Origin of the sequence: Komagataeibacter swingsii (assembly GCF_003207895.1) — a bacterium.
Lineage (GTDB): Bacteria > Pseudomonadota > Alphaproteobacteria > Acetobacterales > Acetobacteraceae > Komagataeibacter > Komagataeibacter swingsii.
In genome coordinates this window covers 1-16,474 of sequence record NZ_NKUB01000039.1, presented here as the reverse complement: position 1 = coordinate 16,474, position 16,474 = coordinate 1, and the positions used below count along the sequence as shown (strand labels likewise).

The 16,474-nt window shown below is 64.4% G+C and carries 15 protein-coding genes; 10 read left to right on the top strand and 5 right to left on the bottom strand.

Annotation, left to right across the window (positions count from 1 at the left end; translation table 11 throughout):
* From CFR76_RS15850 to CFR76_RS15835, 4 genes are all read right to left on the bottom strand, one after another.
* Positions 1 to 231: transposase (locus CFR76_RS15850; protein ID WP_167402161.1), on the bottom strand; the 231-nt coding region annotated here is incomplete at its 3' end.
* Positions 228 to 587, bottom strand: coding sequence for an IS5 family transposase (locus tag CFR76_RS15845; protein WP_110557812.1), 360 nt, complete (start codon positions 585 to 587; stop codon positions 228 to 230). The genes CFR76_RS15845 and CFR76_RS15850, both read right to left, overlap by 4 nt.
* Before the next feature lie 118 nt (positions 588 to 705).
* On the bottom strand, positions 706 to 1,608 hold the full coding sequence (locus CFR76_RS15840) for a prephenate dehydrogenase/arogenate dehydrogenase family protein (RefSeq protein ID WP_110557811.1): 903 nt from the start codon (positions 1,606 to 1,608) through the stop codon (positions 706 to 708).
* 63 nt (positions 1,609 to 1,671) lie between these two features.
* Entirely contained in the window at positions 1,672 to 2,748 is a 1,077-nt protein-coding gene (locus CFR76_RS15835) for a lysylphosphatidylglycerol synthase domain-containing protein (RefSeq protein WP_110557810.1), read from the bottom strand.
* A 194-nt stretch (positions 2,749 to 2,942) separates the two neighbouring features.
* Here CFR76_RS15835 and hpnA point away from each other — a divergent pair, with 194 nt between their 5' ends.
* From hpnA to CFR76_RS15795, 9 genes are all read left to right on the top strand, one after another.
* Positions 2,943 to 3,938 carry a hopanoid-associated sugar epimerase gene (gene hpnA, locus CFR76_RS15830; protein ID WP_110557809.1) on the top strand — a complete coding sequence of 332 codons (996 nt, stop codon included), beginning with the start codon at positions 2,943 to 2,945 and terminating at the stop codon, positions 3,936 to 3,938.
* A 10-nt stretch (positions 3,939 to 3,948) separates the two neighbouring features.
* Positions 3,949 to 5,181, top strand: coding sequence for a glycosyltransferase (locus CFR76_RS15825; protein ID WP_110557808.1), 1,233 nt, complete (start codon positions 3,949 to 3,951; stop codon positions 5,179 to 5,181).
* The gene (gene hpnC, locus CFR76_RS15820; protein ID WP_110557807.1) at positions 5,178 to 6,041 is read left to right on the top strand and encodes a squalene synthase HpnC; all 864 of its coding nucleotides are present in this window, start codon (positions 5,178 to 5,180) and stop codon (positions 6,039 to 6,041) included. Before CFR76_RS15825 ends, hpnC begins: the two co-directional genes overlap by 4 nt.
* Positions 6,042 to 6,124: 83 nt before the next feature.
* On the top strand, positions 6,125 to 7,006 hold the full coding sequence (hpnD, locus tag CFR76_RS15815) for a presqualene diphosphate synthase HpnD (RefSeq protein ID WP_110557806.1): 882 nt from the start codon (positions 6,125 to 6,127) through the stop codon (positions 7,004 to 7,006).
* A gap of 3 nt (positions 7,007 to 7,009) precedes the next feature.
* Positions 7,010 to 8,320 (top strand): hydroxysqualene dehydroxylase HpnE, encoded by a 1,311-nt coding sequence (hpnE, locus tag CFR76_RS15810; protein WP_110557805.1) that lies wholly within the window; start codon positions 7,010 to 7,012, stop codon positions 8,318 to 8,320.
* A gap of 67 nt (positions 8,321 to 8,387) precedes the next feature.
* Entirely contained in the window at positions 8,388 to 8,534 is a 147-nt protein-coding gene (locus tag CFR76_RS18185) for a hypothetical protein (RefSeq protein ID WP_167402159.1), read from the top strand.
* 19 nt (positions 8,535 to 8,553) lie between these two features.
* Positions 8,554 to 9,234 carry a phosphorylase family protein gene (locus CFR76_RS15805; protein ID WP_110557804.1) on the top strand — a complete coding sequence of 227 codons (681 nt, stop codon included), beginning with the start codon at positions 8,554 to 8,556 and terminating at the stop codon, positions 9,232 to 9,234.
* Positions 9,235 to 9,556: 322 nt separating this feature from the next.
* Positions 9,557 to 10,768: an acetate/propionate family kinase gene (locus tag CFR76_RS15800; RefSeq protein WP_110557803.1), complete on the top strand. Its 1,212-nt coding sequence runs from the start codon at positions 9,557 to 9,559 to the stop codon at positions 10,766 to 10,768.
* 41 nt (positions 10,769 to 10,809) lie between these two features.
* On the top strand, positions 10,810 to 13,179 hold the full coding sequence (locus CFR76_RS15795; protein ID WP_110557802.1) for a phosphoketolase family protein: 2,370 nt from the start codon (positions 10,810 to 10,812) through the stop codon (positions 13,177 to 13,179).
* 314 nt (positions 13,180 to 13,493) lie between these two features.
* Here the strand turns inward: CFR76_RS15795 and CFR76_RS15790 are convergent, their stop codons facing one another.
* Entirely contained in the window at positions 13,494 to 14,612 is a 1,119-nt protein-coding gene (locus CFR76_RS15790) for a L,D-transpeptidase (RefSeq protein WP_167402158.1), read from the bottom strand.
* A gap of 211 nt (positions 14,613 to 14,823) precedes the next feature.
* Here CFR76_RS15790 and rfbB point away from each other — a divergent pair, with 211 nt between their 5' ends.
* Positions 14,824 to 15,879 carry a dTDP-glucose 4,6-dehydratase gene (rfbB, locus tag CFR76_RS15785; RefSeq protein WP_110557813.1) on the top strand — a complete coding sequence of 352 codons (1,056 nt, stop codon included), beginning with the start codon at positions 14,824 to 14,826 and terminating at the stop codon, positions 15,877 to 15,879.
* The last annotated feature ends 595 nt before the right edge of the window (positions 15,880 to 16,474 follow it).

Below are 16,474 nucleotides of genomic sequence, written 5' to 3'. Positions count from 1 at the left end.
GAGGCGGTTTTTGCGCTGGGGAATGACCACACAGGCGCCTTGCGCGCGTATGCTGTCCACAATCCAGTGCACATCAAATGCCTTGTCGGCAAGAATGCCCCCGAAATCGGCCGGTTCAAGAAGGGGCGCAACCCCGACCGTGTCGTAATGCTGGCCGGGGATAAGGGTGAAGCGGACCAGGTTACCCAGGGCGTCGGTCATGGCGATGATCTTGGTCGACCATCCTGTCACACTGCGTCCGATCGCCTGATTTCGGGTCCCCCTTTTGCGCCCTGGCCATGACGGTGAACCCGCACCACCGTGCCGTCGATCATCGCGTATTCCATGTCGGCGTCGTCCGAGACAGCCTCGAAAATTCGCTGGAAAACCCCGGCTTTCATCCAGTCGCTGTAGCGCGAGTAGACCGAGTTCCAATGTCCGAAATATGTCGGCAGATCCCGCCATGGACTGCTGGTCCGCGCAATCCACAGGACCGCCTCGATAAAAAGGCGGTTATCCTTCCCGCTGCGCCCCCGATCTGTCTTCTTGCCAAGGCACAGGGGTTCCATCTTCGCCCATTGGGCATCCGTTAGTATGAAGCGATCCATACAGACCTTGAATCACATCCAGCATGCTTCAGAAAAGCATAATTCCCAACAGGCCCTGGAAAAAGCTTCACCAAAAACTTCCGTTTTTATAAATCAGTTTTTTAAAACAGCCGTTTATTCAGGCCTGCCGGTTTTCGATCAGGCTGCGCCGGATGGCGCGGCCGCGCTGGATACGGCTTACGATCACGTCCTCGTTGCCCGTGCGGATGGCGTCGCCCATCTCCTGCGCATCCGTGATGAAGCGGTCGAGCATGTCCAGCAGCGCCGCGCGGTTGTTCAGGAAGATGTCGCGCCACATGACCGGGTCGGACGCCGCGATGCGCGTGAAGTCACGAAAGCCCGACGCCGCGAAATCCAGCACTTCCGACCGTGTTTCATCCGCCAGGTCATCCGCCGTGCCGCATATGGTGAAGGCCAGAAGGTGCGGCAGGTGGCTGACAATGGCGCAGACACGGTCATGATGGTCAACGCTCATGCAGCGCACGCGCGCGCCCATCATTTCCCATAATGCCGTGACGCACGTGATGGCGGGGGCCGGTGTGTGCGCGGGCGGGGTCAGCAGGCACCACCGGTCCTCGAACAGGGTGGCGAAACCGGCATCGGGGCCGGAAAACTCGGTGCCCGCCATGGGGTGCGCGGGCACGAAGGCAATATCGGGATACCGGGCCAGAAGCGGCTGCATGGCCTCCATCACCGTGACCTTGACCGATCCCACCTCGCTCAGGATCGCACCCTTCTTCATGACCGGCATGACCTGGGCCGCCACCATGGCGATCGCGCCCACGGGCACGCATATGATCACGCAGTCCGCATCGCGCGCGGCCACGGCCGGGTCGGCCTCCACAACATCGGCAATGCCCAGTTCGACCACGCGGGCACGGACTTCGGGGCTTATGTCACAGGCCACCAGCCTGCGTGCGATGCGTCGGTCCTCCATCCCCCGGCGCAGGATGGACGACCCGATCAGGCCGGGGCCGATAATGACCAGCGTATCGAACAGGGGTACGGTTTGGTCCGTCATGGTGGGGGATGTCTGCCTGGCTGAAGGTTCACAGGGCGCGAGTTTACGGGGCGCGAGAAGGTATCAATCCCGCGTGATGTCCGTGGGCGGGGCGGGATCATGGATGGGGACGGGGGCGGTCGCCGGCGCCGCGTCCCCCTGTGTGGAGCGGCGGCGCAGGGCGCGCATTTCCATCGCCTGCCACAGCAGCAGCATGGGAATGCCGATCACCAGTTCCCGCCCGCGCCGCAGCAGCGACAGCCCCAGCGAGACGGAGGGGGCGATGCCAAAGGCGGAGCCAAGGGCCATGTAGGCGGCTTCCTGCACCCCCAGCCCGGCAGGCACCAGGAACGAGACGGACATGATGCCGCAGGCCACGCCCTCGATCGCGATGGCCCCGCCGAAGCCAAGATGCGCGCCAAGGAAGTAATAGGCCACCCATATCGTCGCCGCACTGCCCAGCCAGCCCACGTAATGCAGCAGCGCGCCCTGCACGATGCGGCTGGGATGCGACCAGATGGCGTCAAAGCGTTCCTGTATGCTGTCGGCGCTGCTCAGCATCGCGTCCTGCCACTGGGCGGCCATGTTGTGGCCCAGCATCTTCCCCGCGCGCTTGAGCAGGTCCCCGCCCCGGCGCTGGGTATAGATGAAGCCCGCGATGCCCATGCTCAGCAGCACGAGGCCGATCATGACCGGGCGGGCGAAGGGGCTGGACTGCTGGTGGGCCACCAGGCAGGCCACGGCCGTCAGGATGAACAGGATCTGGCCCATGACCTCGGTGGTGATGTCCACCAGGTTGGCGCAGGCGGCCTCGCTGCCATCCACATGGCGGCCCTTCGGCCCGGCGAACAGGTCGCTTGAACACGTGGCCCGGATGCCCAGCACCATGCCGCCCAGTTGTGAAAACGGCAGGCAGGATGCCGCGGCGTCACGGATCATGCGCGAAACCAGCAGTTGCACGAACGGAATGTCCCGGCAAGCCGCGTGCCATGCAAGACCCAGTATTGCATCGACTGCAAGCTGGGCCATGACGGTCGCCATGAAACCGGTGAACCCGATGGAGACGATGGCCTTCATGACCGAACCCGCGCCAAGCCACGCGGTGCAGCCTGTAAGCAGGGCCAGGCCAAGGATGGCCAGCAGGATGGTGAGCTTTCTCAAAAAAGATCCGTCTTGGTCTGTTGGCGTGGGAACACCGGGTAAAATTCGTGCCGCACGGGCCGGTTGTGCCTGACTTACACTACAGCAGGGTCTGGCGCCACCGGGAGGTGTCGGGATAAATGGAACGCCCGCTGGTTGCGAGTCCGTAATCGCAATCGTGAATTCTGTCCCCTGACGGAGCGATCGTTCAGACCATGACTGCCCCAACCCTTGTAACCGGCGCGACCGGTTTTGTCGGCTCCGCCGTTGCCCGTAATCTGGTGGAGCGTGGCCATGCGCTCCGGCTCATGGTGCGCAAGGGAAGCGACCTGACCAACCTGCGTGACCTGCCCGCCGAACTGGTGGAAGGGGACCTGTCCAGCCCCGACAGCTTCGACGCGGCGGTGAAGGGCTGCCGCTACGTGTTCCACGTGGCGGCGGATTACCGGCTGTGGGTGCCCGACCCGGTGCCGATGATGATCGCCAATGTCGAAGGCACGCGCGCGCTGATGCTGGCGGCGCAGAAGGCCGGGGTGGAGCGGATCGTGTACTGTTCGTCCGTGGCCGCCCTCGGCCTGATCGGGGACGGCACGGTTTCCGATGAGGAAACGCCGGTCCATGAACATGGCGTGATCGGCATCTACAAGCGCTCCAAATACCGCGCCGAGCAGGAAGTCCTGCGCCTGGTGCATGAACGCGCGCTGCCTGCCGTGATCGTGAACCCGTCCACCCCCGTAGGCCCGCGTGACATCAAGCCCACGCCGACAGGGCAGATGATCCTGGACTGCGCGGCGGGCCGCATGCCGGCCTATGTCGATACCGGCGTGAACATCGTGCATGTCGATGACGTGGCCGAAGGGCACGCTTTGGCGCTGGAACGCGGGCGGATCGGGGAAAAATATATCCTTGGCGGCCAGAATTACCTGCTGCGCGACCTGTTCGCCATGACGGCGGAAATCGCGGGCGTGGCCCCGCCGCGCATAAGCCTGCCGCAGGCGGTGATCTGGCCCGTGGCCGTGGCCAGCGAATGGCTGTCGCGCGCCTTTGGCATCGCGCCACGGGTCACGACCGAAATGCTGGCCATGTCGCACAAGAAGATGTTCTTTTCCTCCGACAAGGCGATCCGGGAACTGGGCTATGCCCCCCGCCCCGCGCGTGAGGCGGTGAAGGACGCCATCGACTGGTTCCGACAGCACGGGATGCTGGATTGAGGACCCTGTCATGCTGCTGCTTCCCCTATCCATTCTGGTGTTCGTTATCTGGGTCGGGCTGATTTTCTGTCACGGCTGGTTCTGGCAGGCGGGGCCGATTCTCTCGCCCGTGCGGGGCGCGCAGCTTGAACGCGCAAACTGCCCCGAAGTCTGCATCGTGGTGCCTGCGCGCGACGAGGCCGCGTCGGTCAGGCAGTGCATAGGCTCTCTGCTGGCGCAGGATTACCCCGGCCTGCTGCATGTCATCTTGGTGGATGACAACAGCACCGATGGCACGGGCCGACTGGCGCGGTCCGTGCCGGACCCGCGGCATCGCCTGACGGTGGTCAGCGGAAAGGCGCGGCCAGCCGGGTGGAGCGGCAAGCTGTGGGCCGTGGCGCAGGGCGTTGCGCGCGCGCGTGAGATGGTGCCCGATTCCAGTGGTTTCGTGCTGCTGACCGATGCGGACATCACCCATGACCCGCGCCATGTCTCGACACTGGTGGCCAAGGCGCAGGCGGGGAAGCTGGACCAGGTTTCGGAAATGGTGGAACTGAACTGCGCAAGCCCCGCCGAGCGCATGCTGGTCCCGGCCTTCGTCTTCTTTTTCGCGCTGCTCTATCCCTTCGCCAGCGTGAACAACCCGCGCAGCAGGGTTGCGGGGGCCGCGGGCGGCACGGTGCTGGTGCGCTGGAGCGCGCTGGCCCGCATTGGCGGGATCGAAAGCCTGCGCGGCGCGCTGATCGATGACTGCACGCTGGCCGCCCATGTCAAGCACAGTGGCGGGCGCATCTATCTGGGGCATAGCTGCCTGGCCCGTTCCATCCGGCCCTATCCCCATCCGTCGGACATCTGGCGCATGGTGGCGCGTACGGCCTATGTGCAGCTTGGGTATTCGCCGCTCATGCTGGTGGGGACCGTGATCGGCATGGTGCTGGTGTGGATCATGCCGCTGCAACTTGCGCTGTTCAGCCACGGCCTGCCGTGCCTGCTGGGGGCGGGGGCATGGGTCATGTCCATGGCGTCGTACACCCCCACCCTGCGGCGTTTCAACCAGTCGCCGTCATGGGCGCTGTTGCTGCCGGTCATTGCCGGGTTCTATACGCTGGCGACGGTGGGTTCGGCGCTGGATCACCATCGGGGCCGGGGCGCGGTGTGGAAGAACCGCGCCTATACCGAACCTGATGGCGCGATTTCGACACATATGCGCGGTGAGGGCACCGCAGCCGTAATGAACCGCAGCATGGGGGATGACGTAGGGTGAACACTGATGAGCGGAACGTGTGGGGCAGCGGGGATGTCTCGTCGGGCAAGGGCGGCGGGGACGAGAACTTTCCCGTAGGCTCGCTGCTGATCAGCCGCAGGCTGCGCCCGCATGTCCATGCCTATTATGATTTCGCCCGCGTGATCGACGATATCGTCGATACCGACCGGCTGGATGCCGATGCCAAGATTACCCGCCTCAACGCCATGGAGGACGTGGTGCTGGGCAAACGCGCCGCGCCACAGCGGCCGGATGTGCAGACGGCGGTGCGCGTGGGCCGTACGCTGTCGCGGACCGGGGTGTCCACCGCCACCGCCACCGACCTGATCGTGGCCTTCCGCCAGGATGCGGTGAAGAACCGTTATGATTCATGGGAGGAACTGGAGGAATACTGCCGTTATTCCGCCAATCCCGTCGGGCGTTTCCTGCTGGAGCTGCATGGGGAGGATGCCGGCACGTTCGCCGCGTCCGACGCGCTGTGCACCGCGCTGCAGGTTCTCAACCACCTGCAGGACTGCGCCGATGACCTGCGCAACCTTGACCGCTGTTACCTGCCGCGTCCGTGGCTGGCGCGCGAGGGGGTCACGGTGGATGACCTGCGCCGTGGTTATACGGTGCCGGGCATGCGCCGGGTGTTCAATGCGCTGCTGGACCGGGTGGATGAACTCAACCGGCACGCATCGCTGCTGTGCACCCTGATCCGCGACCGGCGCATGCGCATGGAGGCGGCGGTGATCGTGGGCCTGTCGAAGCGTCTGGCGCAGCGGCTGCGGGTGGAAGATCCCATTGCGGGCCGGGTCAGGCTGTCGCGCATGGATGTGGCGCGCGCGGTGGCGGGGGCCGTGCGCACGCTGGTCTGATGGCGCGGGATTTTGTCCTTGGTCGTGATTGCCGCTAAGAACAGGCGGAACTGAAATTCGTAAAGTGAACGGAACACGCGGGAATGGGTTTTTTGCGCGCGCGGCATGATGAGGCCCCGGTACTGGGCTGCGATCCCGCCGATCTGGCCGAGGTGGAGCAGATCGTGGTGCGGTCGGGCACGTCATTTGGCAAGGGAATGCGTATCCTGCCGCCTGACCGGCGGTATGGCATGTATGCGGTCTATGCCTTCTGTCGCCTTGTCGATGACGTGGCCGATGACGAAGGCGAGCCGGACGACAAGTGCCGCAGGCTGGAAGAATGGCGCGCGCGCATCGCCCGGCTGTATGCGGGCGAGGCGCGTGATGGCATCGACCGCGTGCTGCTGGCGACCATCCGCCGTTTCGACCTGCGCCAGCAGGACTTCAACGACGTGATCGACGGGATGGAAATGGACGCCCGTGGCCCCATCGTCGCACCGGACGAGGCGACATTCGACCTGTACTGCGACCGCGTGGCCTCTGCCGTGGGGCGGCTGTCGGTCCGGGTGTTTGGCGATTCCTCGGCCCCTGCCGACCAGGTCGCCTACCATCTGGGGCGCGCGCTGCAGATCACCAACATCCTGCGTGACGTGGCGGAGGACGCACGGCTGGGCCGGCTGTACCTGCCGCGCGAACTGCTGGAACGCTTTGGCATCGTGCCCGAACCCGAAGCCGTGGTGCGCGCGCGCCGGCTGGAACAGGTGGGGCGCATCCTCGCCGGTCGGGCGCATGACCATTTCCGGGCGGCTTCGCGCGCCATGCGGCAGTGTGACCGCACGGCCATGCGGCCCGCGCGCGTCATGGGCGCGACCTATGCCGCCATCCTTGCCGCGCAGGAACGGCAGGGATGGGGCGCGCCGGAAAAACGTGTCTCCCTGTCCCGCCCGCGCAAGGTGCTGGTCGCGCTGCGCGCACTGGTGGCCTGATCCATGTCGGGACATGTCCATATTGTGGGTGGTGGCCTGGCCGGCCTGTCGGCGGCGGTTGAACTGGCGGGTGGCAGCGAGCGGGTCAGTGTGTACGAGGCCGGTCCCGCCTGTGGCGGCCGGGCACGGTCCTATCTTGACCGGCAGCTTGGCTGCCGGATCGACAATGGCAACCACCTGCTGCTGTCAGGCAATCCGGCGGTGTACCGCTATCTTGGCCTGATCGGCGCGCGGGAGACGCTGGTGGGGCCGAAGCGGCCGGTCTTTCCGTTCGTGGACCTCGCCGACCGGCTGCGCTGGACGCTGGACCTGTCACGTGGGCGGGTGCCGCTATGGGTGCTGTCCAGGCGCAGGCGCGTGCCGGGCATGCGCCTGGCGGAGCTGCGCGGCCTGCTGGCGCTGATGGAGGCGACGCCGGACATGGTGGTGTCCGATTGCCTGCAGCCCGGCAGCCTTGCCCGCCGGCTGCTTGAACCCTTTGCCATATCCGTCCTCAACACCATGCCCGATACCGGCAGCGCCGCCCTGCTGGGGGCGGTGGTGAAGGAAAGCCTTGCGCGCGGGGGCCGCAACTGCCTGCCCCGTTTCCCGGCGGTCGGCCTGTCGGAAAGCTTCGTGGACCCGGCCCTTGACCACCTTGCGGTGCTGAAGGCTGAAGTGCGGACCGGCAGCCGTGTCAGCGCGGTTGAAATGGTGGATGGCAGCGTTGCGGCCCTGCATCTGGGGAATGAGCGGATTGCGCTGGGACCGGAAGATACGGTGATCATGGCGGTGCCGGCGCCCGTGGCGTCCGGCCTGCTGGCCGACCTGCCGGGGTTCAGCGCGCCGGATGAATTCGAATCCATCCTGAACGTGCATTTCCTGCTGCCGCAGGCCCCGGTGCTGACGGGCGGGCTGGCGCTGGCGCGCTTCATCGGGGTTGTGGGCGGCATCAGCGAATGGGTGTTTGCCAGGGACCGCATCCTGTCGGTCACGGTCAGCGCCGCCAACCGCTACGCCACGCGCGACCTTGATGAACTGGCGGCCATCATCTGGAACGAAGTCCGCGCCGCGATCGACCCGGCCGCGACGGCGCCCCTGCCCCTCGCCATGCCGCCGCTGCGGATCGTGCGTGAAAAACGCGCGACCTTTGCCGCGACCGTACAGCAGGACCGCTTGCGACCCGGCACGCGGACCATGGCGCCCAACCTGCTGCTGGCCGGTGACTGGACGGCAACGGGATTGCCCGCCACAATCGAGGGCGCGATCAGGTCGGGCCACGCCGCGGCACAGGCTGTCCATGCGCGCCGGGGTACGTCCGGCCGGCCGAAATGATGACGCACGGGTATGCAACAGGCCCCCGTGACCGCACGGGGAACATGGAATAATGGCAAAGAGAACCATGAGCGTTACCCGTCCGGGCAGGACGGCCATACCCACCCGCAGGGCGGCCATGCCCGGGGTCGCGCCGCTGCCCCCCGCGGGGCCGGGCCGCATGCGGGGCGGGATGCAGGCTGGCCGCTCCGGCCGTGCTGGCTACGGTTTCTGATAACGGGGGAATGCCAACAATGTCCGATAGTGTATCTGCGTCCCCATTTTCCCGGCTGGGTATCGTGGTGGGGATGGAGGCGGAAGCATCCCTGATCCGTCCTTTCCTGCCCACGGCCCGTTTCGGGCTGAGCGGGGCGACCCTGTCCGGTGCGCGGCAGGCCGTGCTTGACCTGCTGGAAGGCGGGGCGGACGCGCTGCTGTCGTTCGGGCTGGCGGCGGGGCTGGACCCGGCGCTGCAGCCCGGGGCGGTCGTCATGCCGCGTCATGTCGTGGTCAATGGGGAACGTCTTGCCGCAGCCCCCGCCCTGCTGGACTGGCTGGGCGCGGAGCGGGCGGATGTCATTGATGGCGACCTGCTGCATAGCGATGTGATCGTGACCGAGGCGGCCCGCAAGATGGCGCTGTTCCGGCAGACCGGCTGCGTGGCGCTGGATATGGAAAGTGGCGTGGTGGCGGAAATGGCCGCTGCCCGGCAGGTGCCCTTTGCGGTCATGCGCGTCGTGTGCGACCCGGCGGGGCGGACCCTGCCGCCTGCCGCGGTCGTGGCGCTGCGGCCCGATGGCGGTCTTGCGGTGGGCGCGCTTGCGCGCAGCATCCTGTGCAACCCGTTCCAGATTCCGGCGCTGATCCGGGTGGGGCGTGACGCGGGGCAGGCGCGCGCGGCGGCAAAGGCCGCGCTGGAACGGCGTTTCCCCTGATGGGCGCCACCGCCGCGCGGCGCTGCTGCCTGCCGGGAAAGGGGCATGCGACACGCGGATGTGATATGCGCCGACGTGCCGGAAGGCCGCGCCCGTTTTATGCAGGGTGCAAGATATTCAGAATAACTGACTGATTTTGAATAAACTTTTTTGATGACGCAGCGATAGGTTCCTGTCTGGCAAGGGCATGGCATGCAGGCCATTGCCTGTCATTGCGCGCCCTTGATGCTATCTGTGATGCAACCAATTGATTCGCATCAATGTCAGCTACGGCAGATCAGCGTGACATACTGCCGGTTGTAAAAAACAGGGGGAGACAGGCATGACACGCGCTGTGCTGGCACTGAACGCAGGATCATCCAGCCTGAAGTTCGCCCTGTTCGCCATCGAACCGGGGGAGACGGCGGCCGCCCCCAGCCACCGCATCGCATCGGGGGAACTGGAGGGAATCGGCATCCATCCCCATTTCGTCGCCCATGATGCGTCGGGGCGCGTGCTGGTTGATGAAAAATGGGACCCCGTGGCGGATGGCGCGGGCGGTACGGCGCATCACGGCCCCATGGCGACCCTTATGGAATGGGTTGGCAAGCAGTTGGGGGGCGTTGACCTCATGGCGGTTGGCCACCGTGTGGTGCATGGCGGGCCGGAATTCATCGCCCCCGTGCGGGTGACGCCCGATGTGCTGGCCCGGCTTACGGCCCTGACCCCCTTCGCCCCCTTGCACCAGCCCGGCAGCCTTGCCCCCATTCGCGCATTGCTGGCCCAGCATCCCGACCTGCCGCAGGTCGCGTGTTTCGATACCGGCTTTCACCATACCATGCCGCCGGTGGCGCAGGCGCAGGCCCTGCCGCGGGACTATGCCGCCCGTGGCGTGCGGCGGTACGGGTTCCATGGGCTGTCGTATGAATACATTGCCTCCGTCCTGCGCGCGCGTGCGCCGCATCTGGCGCAGGGGCGCGCCATTGTCGCGCATATCGGCAGCGGGGGCAGCCTGTGCGCCCTGCAGGCCGGGCGCAGCATCGACACCACCATGGGGTTTTCGGTGCTGGATGGCCTGGTGATGGGCACGCGGTGCGGGCATCTGGACCCCGGCGTGATCCTGTACATGCTCAAGGAAGAAGGGCTGGGCGCGGCGGAGATCGAGAATATCCTCTATCACCGCTCCGGCCTGCTGGGGGTATCAGGGGTTTCGGCCGACATGCGCGACCTGCACGCCCGCGCGGGGATCAGCCCGGAGGTGACGCAGGCGCTTGACCTGTTCGTCTATCGCTTCGCCCAGCAGGCCGGGGCCATGATGGCGGCCCTGCAGGGGCTGGACGGGCTGGTGTTCACTGCCGGCATCGGGGAACATGACGCCGTGATCCGCGCCGCGATCTGCAAACGGCTGGAATGGGCGGGCATCCGCCTTGATGCGCAGGCGAATGCCGCGCATCGCGAAATCATAAGCATGCCGGAGAGCGCCGTGGAGGTGCGGGTCATCCCCACCGATGAGGAAACGACAATCCGTCGGCATGTGCTGATGTGTCTGTCCTGAATGCAGGCCGGATAGGATAGAATGTCTCGGAAGGAACGGAAATGAGTGAAACTGCATCCGCAACACCGCTGTCCGCAGCGGATGTCGCGCTGTTCAACAAGTGGTGGCATGCAGCAAACTACCTGTCGATTGCCCAGATCTATCTGCTGGCCAATCCGCTGCTGCGTGAGCCGCTGAAGCTGGAGCACACCAAGCCGCGCCTGCTGGGCCACTGGGGTACCACGCCGGGGCTGAACTTCCTGTACCTGCACCTTAACCGCATCATCCGGGAACAGGACCGCAGCATCCTGTTCGTGGCGGGGCCGGGACACGGGGCGCCGGGCGTGGTCGCCAGCACCTATCTGGAAGGCACGTACAGCGAGTATTTCCCCGAAGTGACGCAGGATGCGGACGGGCTGGCCAGGCTGGTCAAGCAGTTCTCCTTCCCCGGCGGCATTCCCAGCCACGCGGCGCCGACCACGCCGGGTTCCATCAACGAAGGGGGGGAACTGGGCTATTCGCTGTCGCATTCCTATGGCGCGGTGTTCGACAACCCGGACCTGATCGTGGCCTGCGTGGTGGGCGATGGCGAGGCCGAAACCGGCCCGCTGGCGACATCGTGGCACAGCAACAAGTTCCTTGATCCGAAAACCGATGGCGCGGTCCTGCCGATCCTGCACCTGAATGGCTACAAGATCGCGAACCCGACCGTGCTTGCCCGTATTTCACCCGAGGAACTGCTGAGCCTGTTCCGCGGCTACGGCTACGACCCGATCGTGGTGGAAGGGGACGACCCGGACACCATGCACCAGAAAATGGCCGTGGCGATGGATACGGCCTTTGCCGCGATATCGAAGATCCAGAAGGCCGCGCGCGAAGATAATGATACCACGCGCCCGATGTGGCCGATGATCATCATGCGCACGCCCAAGGGCTGGACCTGTCCCAAGACGGTTGATGGCCTGCGCACGGAAGGCTACTGGCGCGCCCATCAGGTGCCCATTACCGACCTGACCAAGCCCGAGCACCTGAAGCTGCTCGATACGTGGCTGCACAGCTACAAGCCTGAGGAGCTGTTTGACGAAAACGGCACCCTGATGCCGGAAATCGCAGCCCTGGCGCCAAAGGGCGAGCGCCGGATGAGCATGAACCCGCACGCCAATGGCGGCCTGCTGCGCCGTGACCTGCGCCTGCCGGATGTGACGGAATACGCCGTGCCCGTCTCGTCGCCGGGGCATGAGCTGGGCGAGGCCACGCGCGTGCTGGGGTCGTGGCTGCGCGACGTGATGAAGGAGAACCTGTCGTCACGCAATTTCCGCGTGCTGGCCCCGGACGAGAACAATTCCAACCGCCTGAACGCGGTGCTGGATGTGACCAACCGTGCATGGAATGCCGAGACATTCGATTACGACGACCGTCTGGCGGTCGATGGCCACGTGATGGAAATCCTGAGCGAGCATACCTGCCAGGGCTGGCTGGAAGGCTACCTGCTGACCGGCCGCCATGGTTTCATGTCGTGCTACGAGGCGTTCATCCACATCGTGGATTCGATGGTCAACCAGCATGCCAAGTGGATCAAGCAGGCGGATGAGGTATCGTGGCGCGCGCCGATCGCATCACTGAACTACCTGCTGACATCGCATGTATGGCGCCAGGACCATAACGGGTTCAGCCATCAGGACCCCGGCTTCATTGACCATGTGCTGAACAAGAAGGCCAAGACGGTGCGGGTGTACCTGCCGCCCGATGCCAACACCCTGCTGTGCACGGCCAAAACCTGCCTTGAAAGCCGTGACCGCGTGAACGTGATCGTGGCGGGCAAACAGCCCGAGCCGCAGTGGCTGGACATGGAGTCCGCCATCGCGCATTGCGCCAAGGGCATCGGGATCTGGGAATGGGCCAGCAATGACAAGGGGGGCGACCCTGATGTGGTCATGGCCTGCGCCGGTGACGTGCCGACCATGGAAACGCTGGCGGCGGTGCAGTTGCTGAACAAGCATCTGCCGGACCTGAAAATCCGCGTGATCAACGTGGTTGACCTGCTGACCCTGGAATCGAAGTCCCAGCATCCGGACGGGCTGGAGGATTATGTATTCGACAGCCTGTTCACCACCGATAAGCCGGTGATCTTCGCGTTCCATGGTTATCCCGCGCTGATTCACAAGCTGGTCTACAAACGGACCAACTGCCGCAACTTCCATGTGCATGGCTATCGGGAGGAAGGGTCCACCACCACGCCGTTCGACATGACGGTGCGCAACCACCTTGACCGCTTCCATCTGGTGCAGAACGTCATCCGTCACGTGCCGGGACTGGCGAGCAGGGCGGCCTACGCCAATCAGGCCATTGCGGACAAACTGGTCGAGCACACGCATTACGTGGCCCAGTATGGCAAGGACCTGCCTGAAATCGTGAACTGGCGCTGGTCATAAAAGGCTGTGTGAAAGCAAATCATTGATAAAAACAATAAAAGTTTTTGGGTGCCGCCTTTTTTCAAAAAGGCGGCGTTCTGTCGAAGCTTTTTGAAAAAAGCTTCACCAAAAACTTTCTTCTTTTTAAACAGTCTCCAGGACGTCGGAATCCACAGGTCATGAAGGGGGGAGCCATGCTCCCCCCTTTTTTATGTCGGGATGGCGGCTGGCTGCCCTGCTGCATATGGTTGGGATTCAGTATGTAACGGCGCAAGTAAAGGTATTCATGAATAAAATATTGCAGAACTGAATTTTTTTTATTTGCACAAATATAATCAGTTGGGCCAGTCGTCAGGAGCAGGAGCAGGAGCAGGAGCAGGAGCAGGAGCAGGAGCAGGAGCAGGAGCAGGAGCAGGAGCAGGAGCAGGAGCAGGAGCAGGAGCAGGAGCAGGAGCAGGAGCAGGAGCAGGAGCAGGACCGGGCCGCTGTGCGGACGCGGCCGGGGGGGCTGCGATGGCAATCGCGGTTGGTGCGGAGGGGCTGGTCGCCGGCGCGGGGCCTGCGGGCTGCGCGGCGGTGGCGGCTAGGAACTGCGCGAAGCTGTCCTGCATTTTCTGTGCCATCGCCGGATCGGATGGCTGGACCCCGGGGTTGGAGGAATCCACCACGATGACCCGGTCGCCTTCCAGCGGGGTGGGCCTGTGGTCGCCCCCCAGCAGCGCGCGTATGGCGCGTGCCTTCTGCGGGTCATTCTGCTGGACGATCAGGTCAAGCTGCCGGTCCAGCAGGCCATGGCGGTCAATGAAGCTGTTGACGCGCGCGGGAATGCGGATGCACCCTTCGGAATCCGCCCGCCCCAGGCGGGATTCAAGGAATGTGGGATCGGTTGCGTGCATCTCCAGCCGTACCACGGCCACGGCGCCCCTGCGCCGCCAGTCCTCGGTCGTCTGCCAGCCGAAATCCCATACCCGCATGCCCTTCTCACCGTTGCCACGGATACCATGCTCGTTTTTCGTGCCCTGGGCGCGGTAGCCGTAAATCTGCCCGTCATTGAGGAATATGCCCGCGGGCGTGCGGAAATGTTCCTTGCGTCCCGGCAGCCCCGTGCTGACAGACACCATGCCCAGTGGCGTCAGCCGGTGCGTGGCGGGCGTGGCCAGCACGATCCACATCAGCTGGGCCATGGGCGCGCGGTCCACGACCAGCATGACCTGCTCATCCTGTGGCCACGCGCCCGCGTGATCCAGCATGGCGTTCGCCAGTGTCATGGCGCGCTGGGTCTGTTGCGGGCGGGTATGGACCGAATCGGCCCCCAGTTCCTGCCGCATGTCGTGCTGCAGCATGATCGCGGCATCGGGCAGGGGGGCGGCATGGGCCTGTAGGGCGGTATCTGTCATGAACACGGTGACCAGGGGCAGGGCGCGTAACCAGATCAGGCGTATGGAAAGCATCATGCAGGCGGCGTACCTCGGTCTGAAAAATACAGGCGTACCCTATATACCGTATTTGGGCATGCCTGCGCAGGGGAACGGCGACCCACCCACGGCATGGCCTCGCGCACCATACCGGGAACCTGATGGGGCATCAAAGGAGACAGGCGGGGCAACGTTGGCCGGATATTAACATTCTTCCTGTCTGCTGCCCTTTTTGATGTAACGGATGATCATGCGCATTCTGGTAACTGGCGGATGTGGATTTATCGGGTCGGCGATCATACGCCACCTGGTCGCACGGACCAGCCACGAGGTCCTGAATCTTGACTGCCTGACCTACGCGGCCAGTCCCCATGCGGTCGGTGTCGCGGCAGCCAGCGACCGCTATACGTTCAGGCAGGTCAATATCTGCGACACCGTGGCCGTGGGGGCCGCGTTCGCGGCCTTCCGCCCCGACGCGGTGATGCATCTGGCGGCCGAAAGCCATGTCGACCGTTCCATCGACAATGCCGGCGCCTTCGTGCAGACCAACGTGACCGGCACGTTTTCCATGCTGGAAGCCGCGCGCATATACTGGCAGGCGCTGCCCGCGACCCGGCGCGCGGCCTTCCGCTTCCACCATGTCTCGACCGATGAGGTCTTCGGGGCACTCGGGCCGCATGATCCCCCCTTTACCGAGACCACGGCCTACGACCCGCGCAGCCCCTATTCCGCCAGCAAGGCCGCATCCGACCATCTGGTGCGGGCATGGTGGCATACCTATGGCCTGCCGACCTTCGTTACGAACACGACCAATAATTACGGGATCTGGCATTTTCCCGAAAAGCTGGTGCCGCTCATGATCATCAATGCGATCGAGGGCCGTGAACTGCCGGTCTATGGCACGGGTGAGAATATCCGCGACTGGCTGTTCGTCAGTGACCATGCCGAAGCCCTGGTCCGCGCGGTGGAACACGGCCAGCCGGGCGAGACATACGCCATCGGCGCCCGGCAGCCGCGCACCAACCTTGAAGTGGTCCATGCCATCTGCCGCGCGCTGGACCGGCTGCATCCCGATCCCGCCGGGCCGCATGCGCGCCTGGTCCGCCACGTGGCCGACAGGCCGGGCCATGATTTCCGTTATGCAATTGATCCTTCCCATGCCGAACAGGCATTGGGGTGGAAAGCACGGCATGATTTTGAAAGCGGCATGGACATGACCGTTCGCTGGTACCTTGACCATGCCCGGTGGTGGCAGGCCATACGGCAACGGCGCTATGCCGGGCAGCGGATGGGGCAGACGGCATGACCGGCGCGCCGGGACTGAAGGGGATCGTGCTGGCGGGTACCCTTATGGCCATTGCCGGGCGGGCATCCGTGTAAACCATAAAATCATAAAGAAGTTTTTGGTGAAGCTGTTTCCAAAGGGAACGTCGCCTTTTTGGGAAAAGGCGACACCCGGAAACCTTTATGACTTCTATCCAGAAGGCGTTCTGAAACCGCTGCCTGACGCATGGATCGCGGAATAATGGCCAGACACCAGGCCATCATCCCAATACGACTGGACGGCCTTGCTTGCCGGACCTGTAATGCAGTTTACATCCGATCCGGTATGGGGTCCGGATGTACTGCAGACGGCTGTTGTCGTCGCCGGGAAAGGAAACAGTGCCGCCATGGTTGCCGGTCATGTTTTCAACACAGACCGACGCCAACCATACAGGATAGATGGATACTTCCCCGATAACCGATAGGTGCTTCAGAAGTTGTAATGCAGTTCACACCCGACCCAGCGCGGCGTCTGGATGTACTGGACACGGTTGTTGTCACTTCCGGTAAAGGAATACAGGCTGCCCTTGTTGTTCTGCAGGTTGTCAACATACACGGCGGCCGTCCATTTGCCTGTC

Bases quoted from the DNA above. Each gene is read 5' to 3' on its own strand.
- CFR76_RS15845 (WP_110557812.1), bottom strand. From the start codon at position 587: ATGGATCGCTTCATACTAACGGATGCCCAATGGGCGAAGATGGAACCC.
- CFR76_RS15840 (WP_110557811.1), bottom strand. From the start codon at position 1,608: ATGACGGACCAAACCGTACCCCTGTTCGATACGCTGGTCATTATCGGC.
- hpnA (WP_110557809.1), top strand. From the start codon at position 2,943: ATGACTGCCCCAACCCTTGTAACCGGCGCGACCGGTTTTGTCGGCTCC.
- CFR76_RS15825 (WP_110557808.1), top strand. From the start codon at position 3,949: ATGCTGCTGCTTCCCCTATCCATTCTGGTGTTCGTTATCTGGGTCGGG.
- hpnD (WP_110557806.1), top strand. From the start codon at position 6,125: ATGGGTTTTTTGCGCGCGCGGCATGATGAGGCCCCGGTACTGGGCTGC.
- hpnE (WP_110557805.1), top strand. From the start codon at position 7,010: ATGTCGGGACATGTCCATATTGTGGGTGGTGGCCTGGCCGGCCTGTCG.
- CFR76_RS18185 (WP_167402159.1), top strand. From the start codon at position 8,388: ATGAGCGTTACCCGTCCGGGCAGGACGGCCATACCCACCCGCAGGGCG.
- CFR76_RS15805 (WP_110557804.1), top strand. From the start codon at position 8,554: ATGTCCGATAGTGTATCTGCGTCCCCATTTTCCCGGCTGGGTATCGTG.
- CFR76_RS15800 (WP_110557803.1), top strand. From the start codon at position 9,557: ATGACACGCGCTGTGCTGGCACTGAACGCAGGATCATCCAGCCTGAAG.
- CFR76_RS15795 (WP_110557802.1), top strand. From the start codon at position 10,810: ATGAGTGAAACTGCATCCGCAACACCGCTGTCCGCAGCGGATGTCGCG.
- CFR76_RS15790 (WP_167402158.1), bottom strand. From the start codon at position 14,612: ATGATGCTTTCCATACGCCTGATCTGGTTACGCGCCCTGCCCCTGGTC.
- rfbB (WP_110557813.1), top strand. From the start codon at position 14,824: ATGCGCATTCTGGTAACTGGCGGATGTGGATTTATCGGGTCGGCGATC.